Here is a 16,042-nt window from a genome sequence, read left to right on the forward strand (position 1 = left end):
TGCACAGCATCTGCAGGCGCGGCATTGCTCATGATGCCGCGTCCGGGTCTGACAGGAAGCCTGCATGTGACACAGGGAGCGCATCCCCCTTCGTCTTCCACGCGTACTCCGCCCGCCGGCAGTACGCCCAGTCTGACCGCAGCCGCGTGGAATCACCGCGCGCGAACGTGTCGCAGGCCTGGATGGAGGCACTGGCCGCACTGGCTGCGACCAACGGCCAAACCCGAGCGGGTGGACGCCCTGATACGCCTGGCCGGCGCACTGTTCCTGCTGTTGCCAGGCATGGCACTGGTGGCGTCGATGTCCGGCCACGCGCTGGCAACGGCTGCCGCCGTAGTGCTGTTCGTCACCTTGCATGCGGGGCTGCACACGCTGGCAGTGTGGCGCCAGTCAGCATCACGGCCCCTTCCCTCGATCCTGCGGGTGCTGGACGTGCATGCGGCCGGCATCATGCTGGCCGTCACGTTCCCGGCCATCGCCATCGGTGTCACAGGCCCGAGGCCGGTCAGCACAACAGCCTGGCTGCTGGCCGGCGCGATGTGCCAGCTCTGCAGCCTGCGCCGCGTGTCGCAACGCCTGCGCCACACCTTGCTGGTTCTCGGCAGCCTGCTGCAGTTCATCGCGGTAACCCTGCTCGCACTCGGCACGGTGCACTGACGGGCCAGCACCGCCGCAAGGTTCACGCAATCCAGCGCATCGAGACTCGACGACCATCCACGCCCGTACCGCCGGCGTGCACTCCATCTGTCGCGAGGACCCACGATGCCCTGTCTTTTCTGGATGCTGTGCCGATGAGCGCCGCACCGCGCAACCGCCGCCGCGTGCTCATCGTTGCTGGCGTACTGCTCTGCACCGCATTGGCGCTATTCGCCTGGTTGCGGCCTGCACCGCCACCGCACCTGCAGGTTGCGCCGGTCACCCGCGGCAACATCGAACAGGTAGTGGAAGCCACCGGCACGTTGAAGCCCTCGCGGCTGGTGAGCGTGGGCGCGCAGGTCTCGGGGCGCATCGAAACCCTGCATGTGAAGCTGGGCGACAAGGTGAAGGCCGGTGACCTCATTGCCGAGATCGACTCGCGCACCCAGCGCAATGCGCTGCAGAGCGCGCAGGCCGCCCAGCGCAGCGCCCGCGCGAACCGCGATGCGCTGGCCACCGACCTGCGCCAGTACCAGCTGACGCTTCAACGCCAGCAGGCGCTGGTGTCCAGGCAACTGGTCGCACGCGCCGACTACGATGCCGCCAAGGCCAAGGTCGATGCCACGCGGGAACAGGTCGCCGCACTCGATGGCGAGGTGGTGCAGCGGCAGACCGATGTGGATGTGGCACAGACCAACCTGGGTTACACCCGCATCACCGCGCCCACCGACGGCACCGTGCTGGCCGTGGTCGCGCGCCAAGGGCAGACCGTCAATGCGGTGCAGAGCGCACCGACCATCGTGATGCTCGGCAACCAGGACGTGATGACCGTCTACGCCGAAATCTCCGAGGCCGACGTGGTGCACACCGCACTGGGACAGGAGGCATTCTTCACCATCCTGGGTGACAGTGGCCGACGCTACAGCAGCACGCTGCGCGACATCGCGCCGGCGCCGGAGTCGATCACCAACGAAGACACCTCCGGCTTCGCACCGGCGGGCGCTTCGGCGGGCGCCAGCCGCACGGCCATGTACTACAACGGCCAGTTCGACGTGGACAACGCCGATGGCCGCCTGCGCAGCTACATGACGGCACAGGTGCGCATCGTGCTGGGGCGTGCGAAGGACGTGCTGATCATTCCCTCGGCGGCGCTGGGTGCACGCGCCGCCGATGGCAGCTACAGCGTGCAGGTACGCGGCGCGGATGGCCAGCCTGCCCTGCGGCGCATCACCACCGGCCTCGACGACCAGATCAACGTGGAAGTGCGCAGTGGCCTGCAGCAGGGCGAGCAGCTGGTGCTGGTCCAGGCCGGCGATACCGCCGCCACAGCCGCCGCACAGCCATGACGGACGCCGGGAAGGACGCACCGCTGCTGCGCGTGCGCGGCATCCGCCGCGAATTTGCCGCCGGCGAACAGACCCTGGTCGTGCTCGATGGCATCGACCTGGATATCCGCGCCGGTGAACTGGTGGCCATCGTCGGCCAGTCCGGCTCGGGCAAGTCCACCCTGATGAACATCCTGGGCTGCCTGGACCGGCCCTCGGCCGGCACCTATCAGATCGCCGGCCGCGAGACCGCGCAGATGTCGCCGGATGAACTGGCCGAGCTGCGCCGCGAGCACTTCGGCTTCATCTTCCAGCGCTACCACCTGCTGACCGACCTGACCGCGCTGGGCAATGTGGAAGTGCCGGCCATCTATGCCGGCCAACCCGCTACCGACCGCCATGCCCGCGCGCAGGCGCTGTTGCAGCGGTTGGGCCTGGGCGAACGCATGCAGCACCTGCCCGGCGAGCTGTCCGGCGGCCAGCAGCAGCGCGTGTCGATCGCACGCGCGTTGATGAACGGCGGCGCGGTGATCTTCGCCGATGAGCCCACCGGCGCACTGGACACCCAGTCCGGCAGGGAGGTGATGAAGATCCTCGGCGAACTGCATGCCGAAGGCCATACCGTGGTACTGGTCACCCATGACATGGCCGTGGCCGAACATGCGCAGCGCATCATCGAGATCCGCGACGGGCGCATCGTCGATGATCGCCGTAGCGCTGGCGCGACAGCGGCGGCCGCCACCCCCCCCGCCCACCTGCTTGCACACAGCGAAGGCACCGGCTGGCAAGCCCTGCGCGATCGCTTCAGCGAAGCCTTCCGCATGGCCCTGCGCGCAATGAACGCGCACCGCATGCGTACCTTCCTGACCATGCTCGGCATCATCATCGGCATCGCCTCGGTGGTCTCGGTGGTTGCCCTGGGCACCGGCGCACGCCAGGCCATCCTGTCCAACATCGCCTCGCTGGGCACCACCACCATCGAGATCTACCCGGGCTCAGGCTTCGGCGATGTGCACGCCGCGCAGGTGGAAACCCTGACGCCCGGTGACAGCACGGCGCTGGCCGGGCAGCCATTCGTGGACAGTGCCACGCCCGGCGTCGCCAGCAGTGGCACCGCCCAGCGCGGCAACCGCTCGGCCAACGTGCAGATGCGGGGCGTGAGTGAGCAGTACTTCCGCGTGCACGGCCTGAAGCTGGGGCAGGGCCGCTTCTTCGGCCAGCCTGCTGTCGCCGGCTACCAGCAGGTAGTGGTGATCGACGCCAACACGCGCGCACGGTTCTTTGCCGCGCAGGAAGATCCGATCGGCCAGACCCTGCTGCTTGGCAACGTTCCGGTGCGGGTGGTGGGCGTGGTGAAGAAGGAGGCCGGCGCCTTGGGCGATGCCTCGCTGCTGCAGGTCTGGGTGCCCTACACCACCGCCATGGCGCGCATGCTGGGGCAGAGCCATGTATCCAGCATCACCGTGCGCGTGTCCGACACCGTGGGCATGCAGGCGGCAGAGGCCTCCATCCGCCGGCTGTTGGAACGCCGCCACGGGCGGCAGGACTTCTACATGAGCAACAACGCGCAGATCCGCACGTCGATCGAGCAGACCACCCGCATCCTGACGCTGATGATCAGCTCGATTGCCGCCATCGCGCTGGTGGTGGGCGGCATCGGGGTGATGAACATCATGCTGGTGTCGGTGACCGAGCGCACCCGCGAGATCGGCGTGCGCATGGCGGTGGGCGCGCGCCGCAGCGACATCCTGCAGCAGTTCCTGATCGAGTCGGTACTGGTCTGCCTGCTCGGTGGCGTGCTGGGTATTGCCGTGGCGCTGGCACTGGGGGCCGTGCTGGCACTGGCCGACATCGGCTTCTCGCTGGTGTTCTCGAGCACCTCGATCCTGGCCGCGTTTGCCTGCAGCAGCCTGATCGGCATTGGTTTCGGCTTCCTGCCGGCACGCCGTGCAGCGCAGCTGGACCCGGTGGAGGCGCTGGTGCGCTGAACGAGGTGCATCCAGCGCGAACGACTACAGGTTCGCGCAATGTCCGCGCGCTGTACTGGCACGACCAACACAGCCGCACAGGAGCGGAACGATGTTTCAGAAGACAGGACGTACAGCGTTGCTGCTGGGGGCCGCACTGCAACTGCTGGTGCTGCTGCCTTGCGCGGGAAATGCCCATGCACAGGACCGCGATGGCTACCGCTCCGGCTGGGACCGGGGCTACCACGACCGCCAGCGCGACGAATGGGAGCGCCGCGAACGCGAACGTGAGCGCGACCGGCGCGACGATGCCAAGGCCAAGCGCGTGGTGGTGGGCGTGGTGGGCGCAGCGGTGGTGGCCGGTGTGATCGCCGCCGCGGCCAAGCGCGAGCGCGAGACCCGCGAGCGCGCCGACTACTGCATGAACCGCTACGGCAACTACGACCGCCGCAACGACACCTACCGTGGCTCGGATGGCTACACCTATCCCTGCCGCTGACCTGCCCTGCAATCCGAAGGAACCGACCGCATGAACAAGACGCTCCTCATCATCGCCCTGTGTGCCACACCGCTGATCGGCCACGCCGCCAGCGGCGACCCGAAACAGGCCTACATCGATTCCAGCTTCGCCGTCATGGACGGCAACGGCGATGGCCGCATCGACAAGGCCGAGTACGCGGCGTTCCAGCAGGCACGCTTCAGCAAGCAGGCCGATTCCATTGATGCCGCGTTCAAGGAAATGGATGCCGACAAGGACGGAAGGATCAGCAGGAAGGAAGCGGCCGTGGTGCCGGAAATCGCGAAGTATTTCGCGGGGCTGGATGCTGATGGCGATGGCCATCTGTCGCTGAAGGAAATGCAGCAGGCCATGGTGGCCGCGCAGACGGCAGACGCGCCGGCGAAGTAACGCGTCGGTGCTCGCGCGCACCGACAGCATGGCGATGCCCGGGTGGATGCTCACCCGGGTGGGCACCCACCCGGGCGGCGTTACGCTCAGCGCACCTTGTACAGCACCGCGGCCCCTGGACGCGGCTCGAACGCCGGCACGGTCTGCTGGGTGAGCGCGGTGCCCTTGGCATCCCACACCAGCGTTTCCACCGGGTACTCATCCTTCCGGGTCATCTGGTCGATCTTCGCCACGACCACCGCCGCAGCGGCCGGCACCTCCGGATTCCAGCCGAAAACCCCCACCCGGCCATAGAACACGGCCGGTGCAGTGGCGTCGAGGCGGCGGTCCGGGCACATCACCAGGCCACGGTCGAGCATGACGCGCAGTGCACCGACCGGCACCTTCTTCACCGTAGGCGCAGTGCGCTCGGTGCTGTGGCCAGGACAGACGTTGGCCGCGCGGGTGACCATGTCTTCGGCCACCTGGCGGTCGGATTGGGCCAAGGCCAACGCCGGGGCAAGGCAGAGGCCGAGCAGGACAAGCGGGGACTTCCGGGTCATTGCTGCGTTCCTTGAATGGGTTGCAAGCGAACTTAGCAATGGCTGCACGCGAAGTTGCAAAGGCGACGTGAGGCTTCGGTTACGTCGTCATGGCGCCTAGCCCATGCGCATGGATGGATTGTCCCGTGTCTGCAGGTCCATCTCCTGCTGCTGGCGCTGCACCTGGCTCTGCTCGCGGTCCACGTTGGCCACCTGCAGGCGCTGCAGCGACTGCTCGACCGGTGTCTGCACCGCGAGATCCGTCGGCATCGACGCCCGAAGATGCGCGGAGTCGTTTGGCTCGCCCTGCACCACAAAGACATTGCGGCCGGCAGGGTTGTCGCTCGTCTGCGCGCTCAGCATCACGTGGTCGGCCCGCTCCAGGTTGTGCTGGCGCGCCAGCGCCATCACGCTGGCGGTCAGGCGCTCGCTGCTTTCATCATGCGTGCGCCCGGCCTGCGCATCCAGAACCGCGACACCCTGCCTGACCTGTTGCAGCAGACCGTACTCGGCATGGCCCGGGCCGATATCGGCCAACCGGGTCGGGGCGAGGCGCGGGTCTGGCAGATCGTCCACCGATGCCGTGAGTGGGCTGCGCGTAATCGTGCGGAAGTTGTCCTCGGGATGGAACTGGCCTGCCTTCTGCTGGCGCTCCAGGCGAACTTCGCGGGCGTCGTTGAGCTCGGCAATGCGTACGGAATCGGTGATCTCGCTCATCGTCACATGGCCACCACCGGCGCTGACACTGGTCCACTTCTTCTCCCCCTCGAAGTACATGGCGTAGTGGCTGTTGCCGCCGATCACGTTTGGGTCGACCGACGAGCGACCTTCAAGGGCTTGGACGGCTTCATGCGCCGTCAACGTGAGCACGTAGCGACCGCCCTTCCATGCCCCCATCTGCGTTACGGCATCGGTACTGGTATCCCAGGCGCGCGTCATGCCGCGGTAGCTGTTGTTAAGCATGCCGGTCCAGATCTGCTCCATCTTCTGCGGACCTTCCTTGGCCAGCGCAGCCTGCAGCAGCACGCGCGGAGTCCAGCAGTTTGGATCAAGCCTGTGATGCTCGAAGGCACGATCATGCGACAGCATCACGTCCCTGCCCGGCAGGTTCAAGGCAAGATCCGGGCGTTTCAGGTCGAACCAGCGCTGCCTGCGCTCGAGGTCCTGCACAATCAGGGTCTGCCCAAAAGACTCCCATTCCCGCTCGCTCAGATTCGCGTTGGGGTGGCGGGAGCCATTGTCGTGCTGGTGCGACGCGTGGCTCTGCGCGTAACTGTTGGCAACACGTCCAGGCAGGCTGTCATTGCGCACCACTCCAAGTGCCAGCGTCCCGTAGCCGTCGGCGCCCTCCAGCTGCGACAGATAGTTCCAGTAAAGCTCGCGATTCCCGGACTTGGCGTAATGTCCGAGGATCTCCAGATTCTTTTGGCTCAATCCACTCATGCCTGCCTCCCTGTAGGCAACGAATTACTTCACCTTGCTTTCCGCAAGGACACGCCTCACAGCACTCTCCATGCGTTTCCAATCCTGCAGAAACACCCTGTTATAGCTGAGCATGATCGAGAGCTTGCTCTCGTCATCCACGAAGTAGTGCGTACAACCTGCCACAGTAGATCCAGGCATGTCCGTTACCTCAGTCCCTTGCACACGCAGGCCATCCTCACTGTGCTTCCTGCTGTCGCACTTGATGAAGGTGGTCAGGCGAGCCTGTGCATCACGGACCACGTACCAGTCACCTTCGTAAGCCGGGTTCCGCGGTGCCGGCCTGCCATAGCGGGCCTGGTATTGCTCTGAATACACGGCCATCTTCTCTTCATCGATGGCGTACGGAATCAAGCCCAAGGTTTCAGGCTGCGCGATACGCAGATCAAGCCTGGCAGCAGGATCACCGTGCTCCAACGAATCGCCGTCCGTACGGGCCTCGTCGCCCGAGTACCGTGCCAACGCTGTTTCGATGGGCACACGGTCGACGTAGTCAATGAGGACTTTGATCTCCTTTCGAAAATCGTTTGTGCGTGGATCGGCCCGCGCACCTGGCGCCGTCGGCTTCATATCCGGCCATTCAATCACCAGGGTAACGCCCTCGCCCGGCCAGGGCGCGATCTGGCTGTCCAGATAATTGGCGGGAAACCGGAACGTCGTCGGACCGAGTTTCACGTCCACTGGCACGTCGGTGTAGGTATGCCCATTGAGGGTACGGCCGGTCTGGGTTGCGCCCGTCATGGCAGGATTCCTTTCGTGTTCGTTGGACGGCGGCCGTGCACAGGCACCGGCACTTACTGCGACAGCAAGTGCCAGTGCCAGGCACCGGCCGGGGGACATCACGTGCATGGCCAATCCATAGCAGGGTTCCGGGGCCACTATAGGGAACCGGGTGTCAATGGGACAGGAACGGCGTCCCAGCCTTCACGGCACCAGACAGCGTTCCACCTGCAACGACAGCACCTGGCAGGCATTGAACAGCCCGTCGATCACCGCCGAGGACGGGCAGCTGTCCGGATCGTCGCTCTCCCGCGCGATGTGTGCGGCGTGCAGCACGGCCGTCAGTGCGGTAATGCCCGACGCACTACGGGTCGCCAGGGCCATATCGAAAGCACGGCCCGGGCTGAGGCGGGTTTCGGTCCAGGGCTGGCCATCGGCCCGCGTGCTTTTGCCGAAGCTTTTCAGCAGGGCCAGGAAAGCGGATGACGCAGCGGATTCGGCGGATTCGCAGAGGGCATCCTCGAGCCTTTCGGCCAAGGCATTGGGAAGATCGCGCACGGCACTGCCGAACAGCGCGTGCAGCCGGGGATAGTCGGGAAGACGGTCTGACATGGCGGCAACCTCACGGTGTGGCCACCTGCAGATGCAAGGTGGCGGACGGTGCGGGTTGGCGTGCCGGATACATGATGCAAGAAGCCGGCGGATCGCGAGATCCCCACGCACCGTCCGCCATAAGCTGGCAGGCGGTGCATTGTCGCGGCCGCAGCGCTGGCTGCAACCGAGACGCCGCGCATCATGTAAGTTCGGGACGCCAATCCCGGCCAGGGCAGGTACCTTGGCGAGGCGATGATTGCCGCACTTCTTCAACGCTGAAAAGTAGGGAAATTCCGGTTCTGCGCGTAGTCGTGGCGGTAGCGTCACAGCGTGTCGAAATGCATGCAGGATCAGGTAATACGTCGACCGGAACTGTCGAGCCACACGGGTGATTCGGCCCGAATCGCCAAGCTGAACGCGACATCACTCACGCGTCAGCGCCCGCATCCGTCTGCTGATACCCGCGGTAGGTCTCACCCCACTCGCGCATGGCCAGCAGCACCGGCACCAGCGTCCGGCCGAACTCGGAAAGCTCGTACTCCACCTTCGGCGGCACTTCGGGGTAAACATGGCGGATCACCACCCCGTCGGCTTCAAGCTCGCGCAGCTGGCTGGTCAGCATGGACTGGGTGGCATTCGGCACGCGCCGGGTCAGTTCCATGAAACGCCGCTTACCGGTCATCAGGTGAAACAGAATAATCGGCTTCCACACACCGCCCATTACCGACAGCGTGACTTCCACGGCGCAGCCGCTCTTGTTGTCCCAACGCCTGCTACGCATACCTACTCCGGAAAACCATAGTACCTACGAAAAATCGTCGTTCTTGTTGCGATAACGGTGCGAGCCTAGCATGGAGCCATCCCCTGAACGCGAGGCCCCACCATGAGTTTCAAGGCACTGCTGACCCGCAAGACCGACACCGGTGTTGCCACTGAACTGGTCGATTTCGATGAAGCCAACCTGATGGAGGGCGACGTCCTGGTGCAGGTCGAATATTCAACGCTCAATTACAAGGACGCGCTGGCGCTGACCAACGAGCGCCCGGTCATGCGCACGTATCCACTCATTCCCGGTATCGATCTGGCCGGCGTGGTGCTGGAATCCAGCAATGCCGAATTCAAGACCGGTGATCGGGTGGTGCTCAATGGCTGGGACCTGAGCATGGGCCACCACGGCGGCCTGGCCCAGCGTGCGCGCGTGCGTGGCGAGTGGCTGAACAGGATCCCCGGCAACCTGACCACCCGCGATGCCATGGCCATCGGCACCGCCGGCTATACCGCCATGCTTTGCGTGCTGGCACTGGAAGATGCGGGCGTGACCCCGGACAAGGGCGATGTGCTGGTAACCGGTGCCAACGGTGGCGTGGGCTCGATCGCCGTGGCCATCCTGTCCAAGCTGGGCTACCGCGTGGTGGCTGCAACCGGCCGTCCGGAACACGCCGAGTACCTGCACAGCCTGGGCGCGGCGGAGATCATCGATCGCGCGCAGTTCTCCGAACCGCGCGAGCGGCCGGTCAGCAAGGAACGCTGGGCAGGCGTGGTGGACGTGGCCGGTGGCCCGACCCTGGTCAATGCGATTGCCGAAACCAAATACCGTGGCGCCGTGGCGGCATGCGGGCTGGCGCAGAGCGATGTGCTGCACGGGTCGGTCATTCCCTTCATCCTGCGCAACGTGACCCTGGCCGGCGTGGATTCAGTGAATGCACCGCAGGAGGTTCGCCAGCGTGCGTGGGATCGCCTGGCGACCGACCTGGACCCGCAGAAGCTGGAAAGTACCGTGCAGCAGATCGGCCTTGCCGAGGTGCTGAATGTGTACGAGCAGATCATCCCCGGCAAGGTGCGCGGGCGGATCGTGGTGGATGTGAATGCCTGACGGCAATTGGGCCAGCGGTGGTGCAACGCCATCGCTGGCAGCTGGCCCTCCAGACCGGAAACGCCGCGCACGGCACCAAGCCCCCTTATCATGGGGCTGTAAGGGCGCTTTACGCCCAGTGACGTACGCAAGGCAGTATCTGGATGTCTATGGAATGGCGCCCCTCGGGCTGGGGCCAGCGTGTGACCCGCTCGCCGGACTGGTGCCTGCGGCTGGATGGCGAGCAGGTCGAGCTACTGATCGAGGGCCGGCAGTACCGACAGCACATCGATGATGACCAGCGTGTGCGGGTTCTTCCGGGCCTGTTCTGGGCCAGGGTTGCGCTGCAGAGCGGGGACGGCGAGACGCTATCCGTGGACGGCTTGCCCAACGGCCAGGCTTCCCGCCTCGCGGCTACGGTCCAGCAGGTGCTCTTTGCGCGCACCACACGCGGGCGCAAGGCGCTCTTTGCGGACATCCTGGAGCAGATCCAGTCGTGGTTGGCCGAGGCCGACGCCCTCACTGATCGGGGCAGCGCCGGCCGCCGCTGGATCACCCACGAACAGCAGCAGACGCTGCTCGCCGAGCGCCCTGCACTGCCCTTGTCGCCGACCGAGCTGGGCCGGCTGTTCCTCGATGAGGACCTGCACGACGATCTGCATTCGCACAGCCACCGGGCCGCGTTGGATGCGCTGCACGACTGGCAGCTGGATTGGGCCGCCGTATGGGGCGATGCGAATTCGACCATGGCGACGCGGGAGCTGGTGCTGGCCAAGGACTTCCTGGACCGGGTCGAAAGCAAACCGCTGACCGAGGAACAGGCCCGCGCCGTCATCTGCTTTGACAACCGCGTGCAGGTTGTCGCCTCGGCCGGTTCGGGCAAGACCTCGACAATGGTCGCCAAGGCCGCCTATGCCATTGAGCGCGGCTTTGTCGAACCCGAGCGGATCGTCATGCTCGCCTTCAACAAGGATGCGGCCAAGGAGCTGGAAGAACGCGCACAGCGCTCCTTCGACCGGCTTGGCATGAGCGACACCGTGGTCGAGGCGCGGACGTTCCATGCGCTGGGCCTGACCATCATCGGCAAGGCCACCGGCCGCAAGCCCGACATTCCCGAATGGGCCATCGACGCCACGCTGGGCTTCAACAAGCTGGCCGAGCTGGTGGACGACCTGAAGGATCGCTCGATCCACTTCCGCACGCAGTGGGACATGTTCCGGCTGGTGTTCGGGCGTGATCTTCCGCCGTTCGGTGCCGAGATGATGGCCGATGGCTACGATCGCGATGGCACGCCCTACATCCGCACCCTGCAGGGCGAGCGGGTCAAGAGCCTGGAAGAGTGCGTCATTGCCGATTGGCTGTTCTACAACGGTGTGGCCTACGACTACGAGCGCCGTTACGAATTTGATACCGCCACCGATACCCATCGCCAGTATCGACCGGACTTCTATTACCCGGACGCTGCGCTGTATCACGAGCACTTTGCGCTGGATGCCAATGGCCAGCCGCCGAAGCACTTCGACAATTACGCTGAAGGCATGCACTGGAAGCGCCAGCAGCACGTGGCGCGCGGCACCGCACTGGTGGAGACGACCTCGTTTGGCCTTCGCAGCGGGCATGCACTGGAACATCTTGCGGAGAAACTCGGCGACTCCGATGTGGAGCTCGATCCAAACCCCGACCGTGAGCTGCCCAGCGAGGGCGCAAAGCCAATGCCGGATGCCGACCTGATCGGCCTGATGCGGACCTTCATTGCCCACGCCAAGAGCAACTGCCTGACGCTGGACGATCTGGCCGCGCGCCTGCAGCAGATGCCCGAGGACCAGTTCAAGGAGCGGCATCGGCGGTTCCTAGAAATCGCAGCGCCTGTCTTCCAAGCCTGGGACAACGCGCTGGCGGACCAGCGTGGCATCGACTTCGAGGACATGCTCAACATGGCCGCCGGTATCCTGGAACAAGGGCATTACCAATCGCCCTACGAGCTGGTTATGGCCGACGAATTCCAGGATGCCTCACGCGCCCGCGCCCGCCTCTGCCGTGCGCTGGTCAGCCAGCCGGGCCGCCACCTGTTTGCGGTGGGCGATGACTGGCAGTCGATCAATCGCTTCGCCGGTGCGGATGTTTCGGTGATGACCGGATTCCGCGAATGGATGGGCCACGCCCAGGTACTGAAGCTGGAGCAAACCTTCCGCTGCCCGCAGGAACTGTGCGACATCTCCAGCCGCTTCATCAGCCGAAATCCTGCGCAGATTGCCAAGACGGTGCGTTCTTCGACGCCATCGATCGGGCCGGTGCTTGAGGCGTTCCAGATGACCCGGTGTGAGGAAGTACAGGACGGTGTGCGCCAGTACCTGGCCAAGCTGCATCAGCAGTTGCTGTCCGGGGCGGTGCCGCAGGGGCGCGATGGGCGCGTTCGCGTGTTCGTGCTGGGCCGCTATCGAGCGGATCGCAGTGCGCTGCCTGCGGACTGGAAGACGTTGTTTGGCAGCACGATGGAAGTTGAGTTCCTGACCGCCCATCGCTCAAAGGGGCGCGAGGCGGACTACGTGATCCTGCCGGGGATGGTGAATCGTGGATTCCCGAGCCTGCGCGCGGATGATCCGGTGCTGTCACTGGCGATGCCGGATGGAGATACCTACCCGCTGAGCGAAGAGCGGCGGTTGTTCTATGTGGCGCTGACGCGTGCGCGCCGCGGCGTGGCGATGTTCACCCTGCAGGGCAAGCACTCGCCCTTCCTGGATGAGCTGATGGAGGAAGGGGTTGTGGAGGTGACCGGGATTTCAGGTGCGGCGATCAGCGAGGAGCGCTGCCCGGTGTGCAAGGTGGGGGTGTTTGTGGAGCGGAATGGGCCGCATGGGGCGTTCCGCTCGTGCTCCAGTTACCCGTTGTGCCATAACAAGCCCAAAAGCATAAATCGCCATTAGGGAAAATTCAGACAAGCATCGAAGCATGGCAATGGACCAGATTGAAAGACATGCCATCTACCGCAAACGCGATCACCTACGCAATGCTCCACCCAATAGCGTCGCGAACGGATCGTCGACTACTCCATCGTATTGCCAACACCGATACTGCGCGGCGGTGCCGGTGTACTGCCAATTCCAATCCGCAGGAGTCACATCGGCGAACAAGTTGAGCTTATCCATTGGTGCTGATCGTTGAATGGAGTCTCCGCACCAAATTTCATTAGTACCAGCCAGCCCTTGAAGCTTGCATGCTCGATTTGCAGCGGGCCCGACTGCGGTCAGAGAACTACGCTCGTGAGCCGAACTGCCGGTTGGCAGCCCAATCCTCGCCAGAAGCATTGGCCCCATATCGATACCGATGCGAGCATCGACGGGCGGAACCCCCTGTGCGATGAGCACTGGATTCACCAAGTAGTGCAGGACGTAAAAAATTTCAGCACAAGCATCCAGCGCATTTCTTGAAGTTACTTGCGCGTCCGTATCAACACCAAGAACCGCCATTAAACCATCGCCGGTATTCTTCTCTACATACGCGCCGTAGCGATAAAGCACCCTCATTACAGCAGGAATGACGCAATTCAAGAGAAAAAGCGTCCGCTTCAACGTTATCGCATCATCGGACGATGTGAGCTGGGTAAAGCCTCGAATATCGAAGAATAGCGCACAAGCTGAAACCTTACGCCCCGAACCAATGATGATATCGTCGATAGCAGGAGCTACCCTTCCTTCGGCAACAGCATCCAAGCGACGAAGGAGTTGCGGGACCTTGTTCTGAATCTCGGTGCGATAGTTGAATGCAATCACACGATTAAGGCGTGCAACCATTACCGAACTCCGAATGCAATGGACAGCGAAATACACGCAAGACTAAGTACGATGATGGTCCTTCTTACCATCGCATTCTTCCTCAACAACACTTGGCTAACAAAATAATTTTGTCTAGCGTACTCACGACCAACAGCTTCATCGTCAAGCTCACGAAGCGACTTCCAGTAAGCCTCCGCGGAGTCGAATGATCTGATGTCAGCCCAGAAGATATGTCCATTGCCCGAATGTGGCGTTCTTGGGAATAGAACACTTCCAGCCAGAACGGCGGATAGGCTTGCCAGAACGGTACCTAGAAGCCGAAAAATTGGCTCAACTTCCTTTGCTTCAGAGCCCAGAGCCAAACCCACAAGCACCAGTGACCCAGCAGCAAGAGCTGCCGCCTTACCATCTGCTACAAGCACATAGTGATTCAAATAGTCGTTGATGCCTTTTCCAAGGCCGCTATCCACTTGCTTACTCATGCGCAGCCTCTGCCATCATTTGGTCGAAACCCGATCACACAAAAACTCTACGCTTCGTCACCCTGTCGCAATTGCCCACAAATCATGAATGAGCGCATTCCAGTAACGAAGCCAGCTTTAGGCGCCAGGAAATGAAAAGCATTGATACCAATGAACTAATTCAACATCTGGCGGAGAGAGTGGGATTCGAACCCACGGAAGGTTTAACCCTTCGCCGGTTTTCAAGACCGGTGCCTTAAACCGCTCGGCCATCTCTCCGTATCGGCCCAGCCTGCTGGCCGGGCCCGCATTCTCGCACGACCGGGCGATTTGCCCAAGACCCCCCTGCACCCCGCCATCTGCAACTATTCCCATAGCCTTCCCACGCCCCGGCTGGCTAGAGTGACCCATTCTCTCTGGTCCCAACCCATATGGACAACGCCAGCCTCCTGGACATACGCCCAGGCATGCCTTCAAGCGCCCTCGCCGAGCTTCTGGGCACCCGATGGAAGGAGCCGGATGAACAAGGTCATCTGACTTGCCTGAGCAAAGACGTTTCCGTTCGACTGGACAGCCATCGAGCCGTTGGATACGTCATTTTCGCTTGCTCAATGCCCAAGACGGCGCTGGTCGAGGGCCTGCGTACGGGCATGGCCATCAGCGACGCTCTCGCCAACAACCCTCGTCTCGCCGTACTGCCGGAAGCGGCCGAGGACGCATGCGAGGGATGGGCGACCTACGGCTTCATCACGAATGACGGATTGCAGGTGGCCGCGAACGTGAACACGCGGAACAACACGGTAAAGAACATTCGTCTGGAGAACCCGAACGCCACCTACTGTGAGCCTGCATCGCCCATCTTCGATCCGACGTTGACCAAGGCCTTTGACATCGCGCTTGGCCCCCAGCGTGTGCTGCCCAAAGCAGGACGGGGCAGCGAATGGGACGGAGGCTGGACGCTGGGCCTTCCCCCTGGCATCAGCGCTGAACGGTGGCCTTTGAGTTCCAGCAACGGGCATCCGCTGCGGCACGCCTTTACGCTGCACCTGCCTTCGGAGTACCGAACCAACGCAAGTGACCTGGTTGCCCTCTCCCTGTTCGTCGACGATCAGCAGGAGGAGCTCTCTTCTGTGGAAAAGATCGCGGACTACTTCTCCGGCCCTCTCTCCATGACGCCGCCGGAGGACAGCGATCTGCTTCCCTTCTGGCAGCATCGCCAGGCCAGGCATGCGCACAGCCACAGCATGGAAGACATCCTTGGCACGCAGTTCTGCGCAATCTGGCTTACTCAGCAGGAGTTTGATGGCGAGCTGACTTTTCCGCCCAGGCCGAATTCAGCCCTGCTGGATGACCCGCCAACTTGGATCGAGAAAGACTACGCGAGCTACTTCTACGACCGCTGGCTTTACACCCGGAACGAAGACCCCGTCATCCCTGGCGCGGGGATTGGAAGCACATCCGGCGATACCGTGGCGTTGCCGATCAGCGCAGGCATCCGCGCTGACGATCCCAACGTAGGCAGATCGCCGCGGGAATGGGAGAGCGAGTGCGCCATCAGCGGCTACATCGAGGCATTCAGCGAGCGTGGAGAGGCACTGAACCTCAGCCGCTGGGATTCCATCGCCCACCTCGGCGGAACGATGCAGCCCCAGCAGGGCTACCCTGAGTTCGGCCCCTACTACCTCGAATTCGAGGAGGGTTTTGGCGGGTTCAATTTCGGTGGCGGCAACGCACAGTTGGATCTGCAGCAGATGAAGATCGACTGGGCATGCGGATGACCCTTTCGCGTTGAGCAAAAAAGCCC

The 16,042-nt window shown here is 63.5% G+C and carries 15 protein-coding genes and 1 tRNA gene; 8 read left to right on the forward strand and 8 right to left on the reverse strand.

Features of this window, described 5'->3' with window-relative positions; translation table 11 throughout:
• The first annotated feature begins 231 nt into the window (after window positions 1–231).
• The 5 genes from Q5Z10_RS13465 (at window position 232) to Q5Z10_RS13485 (ending at window position 4,835) form a co-directional block, all read left to right on the forward strand.
• Entirely contained in the window at window positions 232–657 is a 426-nt protein-coding gene (locus Q5Z10_RS13465; protein WP_303635926.1) for a hypothetical protein, read from the forward strand.
• 134 nt (window positions 658–791) lie between these two features.
• Window positions 792–1,982 carry an efflux RND transporter periplasmic adaptor subunit gene (locus Q5Z10_RS13470; RefSeq protein ID WP_303635927.1) on the forward strand — a complete coding sequence of 397 codons (1,191 nt, stop codon included), beginning with the start codon at window positions 792–794 and terminating at the stop codon, window positions 1,980–1,982.
• A complete protein-coding gene (locus Q5Z10_RS13475; RefSeq protein WP_303635928.1) occupies window positions 1,979–3,949 on the forward strand; it encodes a MacB family efflux pump subunit in 1,971 nt (656 codons plus the stop codon). The genes Q5Z10_RS13470 and Q5Z10_RS13475 overlap by 4 nt, the downstream gene beginning before the upstream one ends.
• A gap of 91 nt (window positions 3,950–4,040) precedes the next feature.
• On the forward strand, window positions 4,041–4,427 hold the full coding sequence (locus Q5Z10_RS13480) for a hypothetical protein (RefSeq protein ID WP_303635929.1): 387 nt from the start codon (window positions 4,041–4,043) through the stop codon (window positions 4,425–4,427).
• A 30-nt stretch (window positions 4,428–4,457) separates the two neighbouring features.
• Complete coding sequence (locus Q5Z10_RS13485) at window positions 4,458–4,835, forward strand: EF-hand domain-containing protein (protein WP_303635930.1); 378 nt, start codon at window positions 4,458–4,460, stop codon at window positions 4,833–4,835.
• An 86-nt stretch (window positions 4,836–4,921) separates the two neighbouring features.
• Here Q5Z10_RS13485 and Q5Z10_RS13490 read toward each other — a convergent pair whose 3' ends face one another.
• From Q5Z10_RS13490 to Q5Z10_RS13510, 5 genes are all read right to left on the reverse strand, one after another.
• The gene (locus Q5Z10_RS13490) at window positions 4,922–5,377 is read right to left on the reverse strand and encodes a hypothetical protein (protein ID WP_303635931.1); all 456 of its coding nucleotides are present in this window, start codon (window positions 5,375–5,377) and stop codon (window positions 4,922–4,924) included.
• 96 nt (window positions 5,378–5,473) lie between these two features.
• Window positions 5,474–6,799 (reverse strand): XVIPCD domain-containing protein, encoded by a 1,326-nt coding sequence (locus Q5Z10_RS13495; RefSeq protein ID WP_303635932.1) that lies wholly within the window; start codon window positions 6,797–6,799, stop codon window positions 5,474–5,476.
• Between the two features lie 24 nt (window positions 6,800–6,823).
• Entirely contained in the window at window positions 6,824–7,687 is an 864-nt protein-coding gene (locus Q5Z10_RS13500; protein WP_303635933.1) for a Smlt3025 familytype IV secretion system inhibitor, read from the reverse strand.
• Window positions 7,688–7,762: 75 nt separating this feature from the next.
• Window positions 7,763–8,170 carry a hypothetical protein gene (locus Q5Z10_RS13505; RefSeq protein ID WP_303635934.1) on the reverse strand — a complete coding sequence of 136 codons (408 nt, stop codon included), beginning with the start codon at window positions 8,168–8,170 and terminating at the stop codon, window positions 7,763–7,765.
• 409 nt (window positions 8,171–8,579) lie between these two features.
• Window positions 8,580–8,933, reverse strand: a complete 354-nt coding sequence (locus Q5Z10_RS13510; protein WP_303635935.1) for a winged helix-turn-helix transcriptional regulator — start codon at window positions 8,931–8,933, stop codon at window positions 8,580–8,582.
• Between the two features lie 102 nt (window positions 8,934–9,035).
• Between Q5Z10_RS13510 and acuI the strand changes: the two genes are divergently transcribed.
• Window positions 9,036–10,025, forward strand: coding sequence for an acrylyl-CoA reductase (NADPH) (gene acuI / locus Q5Z10_RS13515; RefSeq protein WP_303635936.1), 990 nt, complete (start codon window positions 9,036–9,038; stop codon window positions 10,023–10,025).
• Window positions 10,026–10,174: 149 nt separating this feature from the next.
• Window positions 10,175–12,928, forward strand: coding sequence for a UvrD-helicase domain-containing protein (locus Q5Z10_RS13520; RefSeq protein ID WP_303639188.1), 2,754 nt, complete (start codon window positions 10,175–10,177; stop codon window positions 12,926–12,928).
• A 72-nt stretch (window positions 12,929–13,000) separates the two neighbouring features.
• Here Q5Z10_RS13520 and Q5Z10_RS13525 read toward each other — a convergent pair whose 3' ends face one another.
• The 3 genes from Q5Z10_RS13525 to Q5Z10_RS13535 form a co-directional block, all read right to left on the reverse strand.
• Window positions 13,001–13,795: an adenylate/guanylate cyclase domain-containing protein gene (locus tag Q5Z10_RS13525; protein ID WP_303635937.1), complete on the reverse strand. Its 795-nt coding sequence runs from the start codon at window positions 13,793–13,795 to the stop codon at window positions 13,001–13,003.
• Window positions 13,795–14,259 (reverse strand): Pycsar system effector family protein, encoded by a 465-nt coding sequence (locus tag Q5Z10_RS13530; RefSeq protein WP_303635938.1) that lies wholly within the window; start codon window positions 14,257–14,259, stop codon window positions 13,795–13,797. Before Q5Z10_RS13530 ends, Q5Z10_RS13525 begins: the two co-directional genes overlap by 1 nt.
• A 168-nt stretch (window positions 14,260–14,427) precedes the next feature.
• A tRNA-Ser gene (locus Q5Z10_RS13535) sits at window positions 14,428–14,517 on the reverse strand.
• Between the two features lie 152 nt (window positions 14,518–14,669).
• On the opposite strand from Q5Z10_RS13535, the gene Q5Z10_RS13540 reads away from it, so the two are divergent.
• Window positions 14,670–16,016: a DUF7256 domain-containing protein gene (locus tag Q5Z10_RS13540; protein ID WP_303635939.1), complete on the forward strand. Its 1,347-nt coding sequence runs from the start codon at window positions 14,670–14,672 to the stop codon at window positions 16,014–16,016.
• The last annotated feature ends 26 nt before the right edge of the window (window positions 16,017–16,042 follow it).

Source organism: Stenotrophomonas sp. 704A1 (assembly GCF_030549525.1).
Lineage (GTDB): Bacteria > Pseudomonadota > Gammaproteobacteria > Xanthomonadales > Xanthomonadaceae > Stenotrophomonas > Stenotrophomonas tuberculopleuritidis.

Excerpts from the sequence above, each read along its gene's own strand:
- Q5Z10_RS13470 (WP_303635927.1), top strand. The coding sequence starts at position 792 with ATGAGCGCCGCACCGCGCAACCGCCGCCGCGTGCTCATCGTTGCTGGC.
- Q5Z10_RS13475 (WP_303635928.1), top strand. The coding sequence starts at position 1,979 with ATGACGGACGCCGGGAAGGACGCACCGCTGCTGCGCGTGCGCGGCATC.
- Q5Z10_RS13480 (WP_303635929.1), top strand. The coding sequence starts at position 4,041 with ATGTTTCAGAAGACAGGACGTACAGCGTTGCTGCTGGGGGCCGCACTG.
- Q5Z10_RS13485 (WP_303635930.1), top strand. The coding sequence starts at position 4,458 with ATGAACAAGACGCTCCTCATCATCGCCCTGTGTGCCACACCGCTGATC.
- Q5Z10_RS13490 (WP_303635931.1), bottom strand. The coding sequence starts at position 5,377 with ATGACCCGGAAGTCCCCGCTTGTCCTGCTCGGCCTCTGCCTTGCCCCG.
- Q5Z10_RS13495 (WP_303635932.1), bottom strand. The coding sequence starts at position 6,799 with ATGAGTGGATTGAGCCAAAAGAATCTGGAGATCCTCGGACATTACGCC.
- Q5Z10_RS13500 (WP_303635933.1), bottom strand. The coding sequence starts at position 7,687 with ATGCACGTGATGTCCCCCGGCCGGTGCCTGGCACTGGCACTTGCTGTC.
- Q5Z10_RS13505 (WP_303635934.1), bottom strand. The coding sequence starts at position 8,170 with ATGTCAGACCGTCTTCCCGACTATCCCCGGCTGCACGCGCTGTTCGGC.
- Q5Z10_RS13510 (WP_303635935.1), bottom strand. The coding sequence starts at position 8,933 with ATGCGTAGCAGGCGTTGGGACAACAAGAGCGGCTGCGCCGTGGAAGTC.
- acuI (WP_303635936.1), top strand. The coding sequence starts at position 9,036 with ATGAGTTTCAAGGCACTGCTGACCCGCAAGACCGACACCGGTGTTGCC.
- Q5Z10_RS13520 (WP_303639188.1), top strand. The coding sequence starts at position 10,175 with ATGGAATGGCGCCCCTCGGGCTGGGGCCAGCGTGTGACCCGCTCGCCG.
- Q5Z10_RS13525 (WP_303635937.1), bottom strand. The coding sequence starts at position 13,795 with ATGGTTGCACGCCTTAATCGTGTGATTGCATTCAACTATCGCACCGAG.
- Q5Z10_RS13530 (WP_303635938.1), bottom strand. The coding sequence starts at position 14,259 with ATGAGTAAGCAAGTGGATAGCGGCCTTGGAAAAGGCATCAACGACTAT.
- Q5Z10_RS13540 (WP_303635939.1), top strand. The coding sequence starts at position 14,670 with ATGGACAACGCCAGCCTCCTGGACATACGCCCAGGCATGCCTTCAAGC.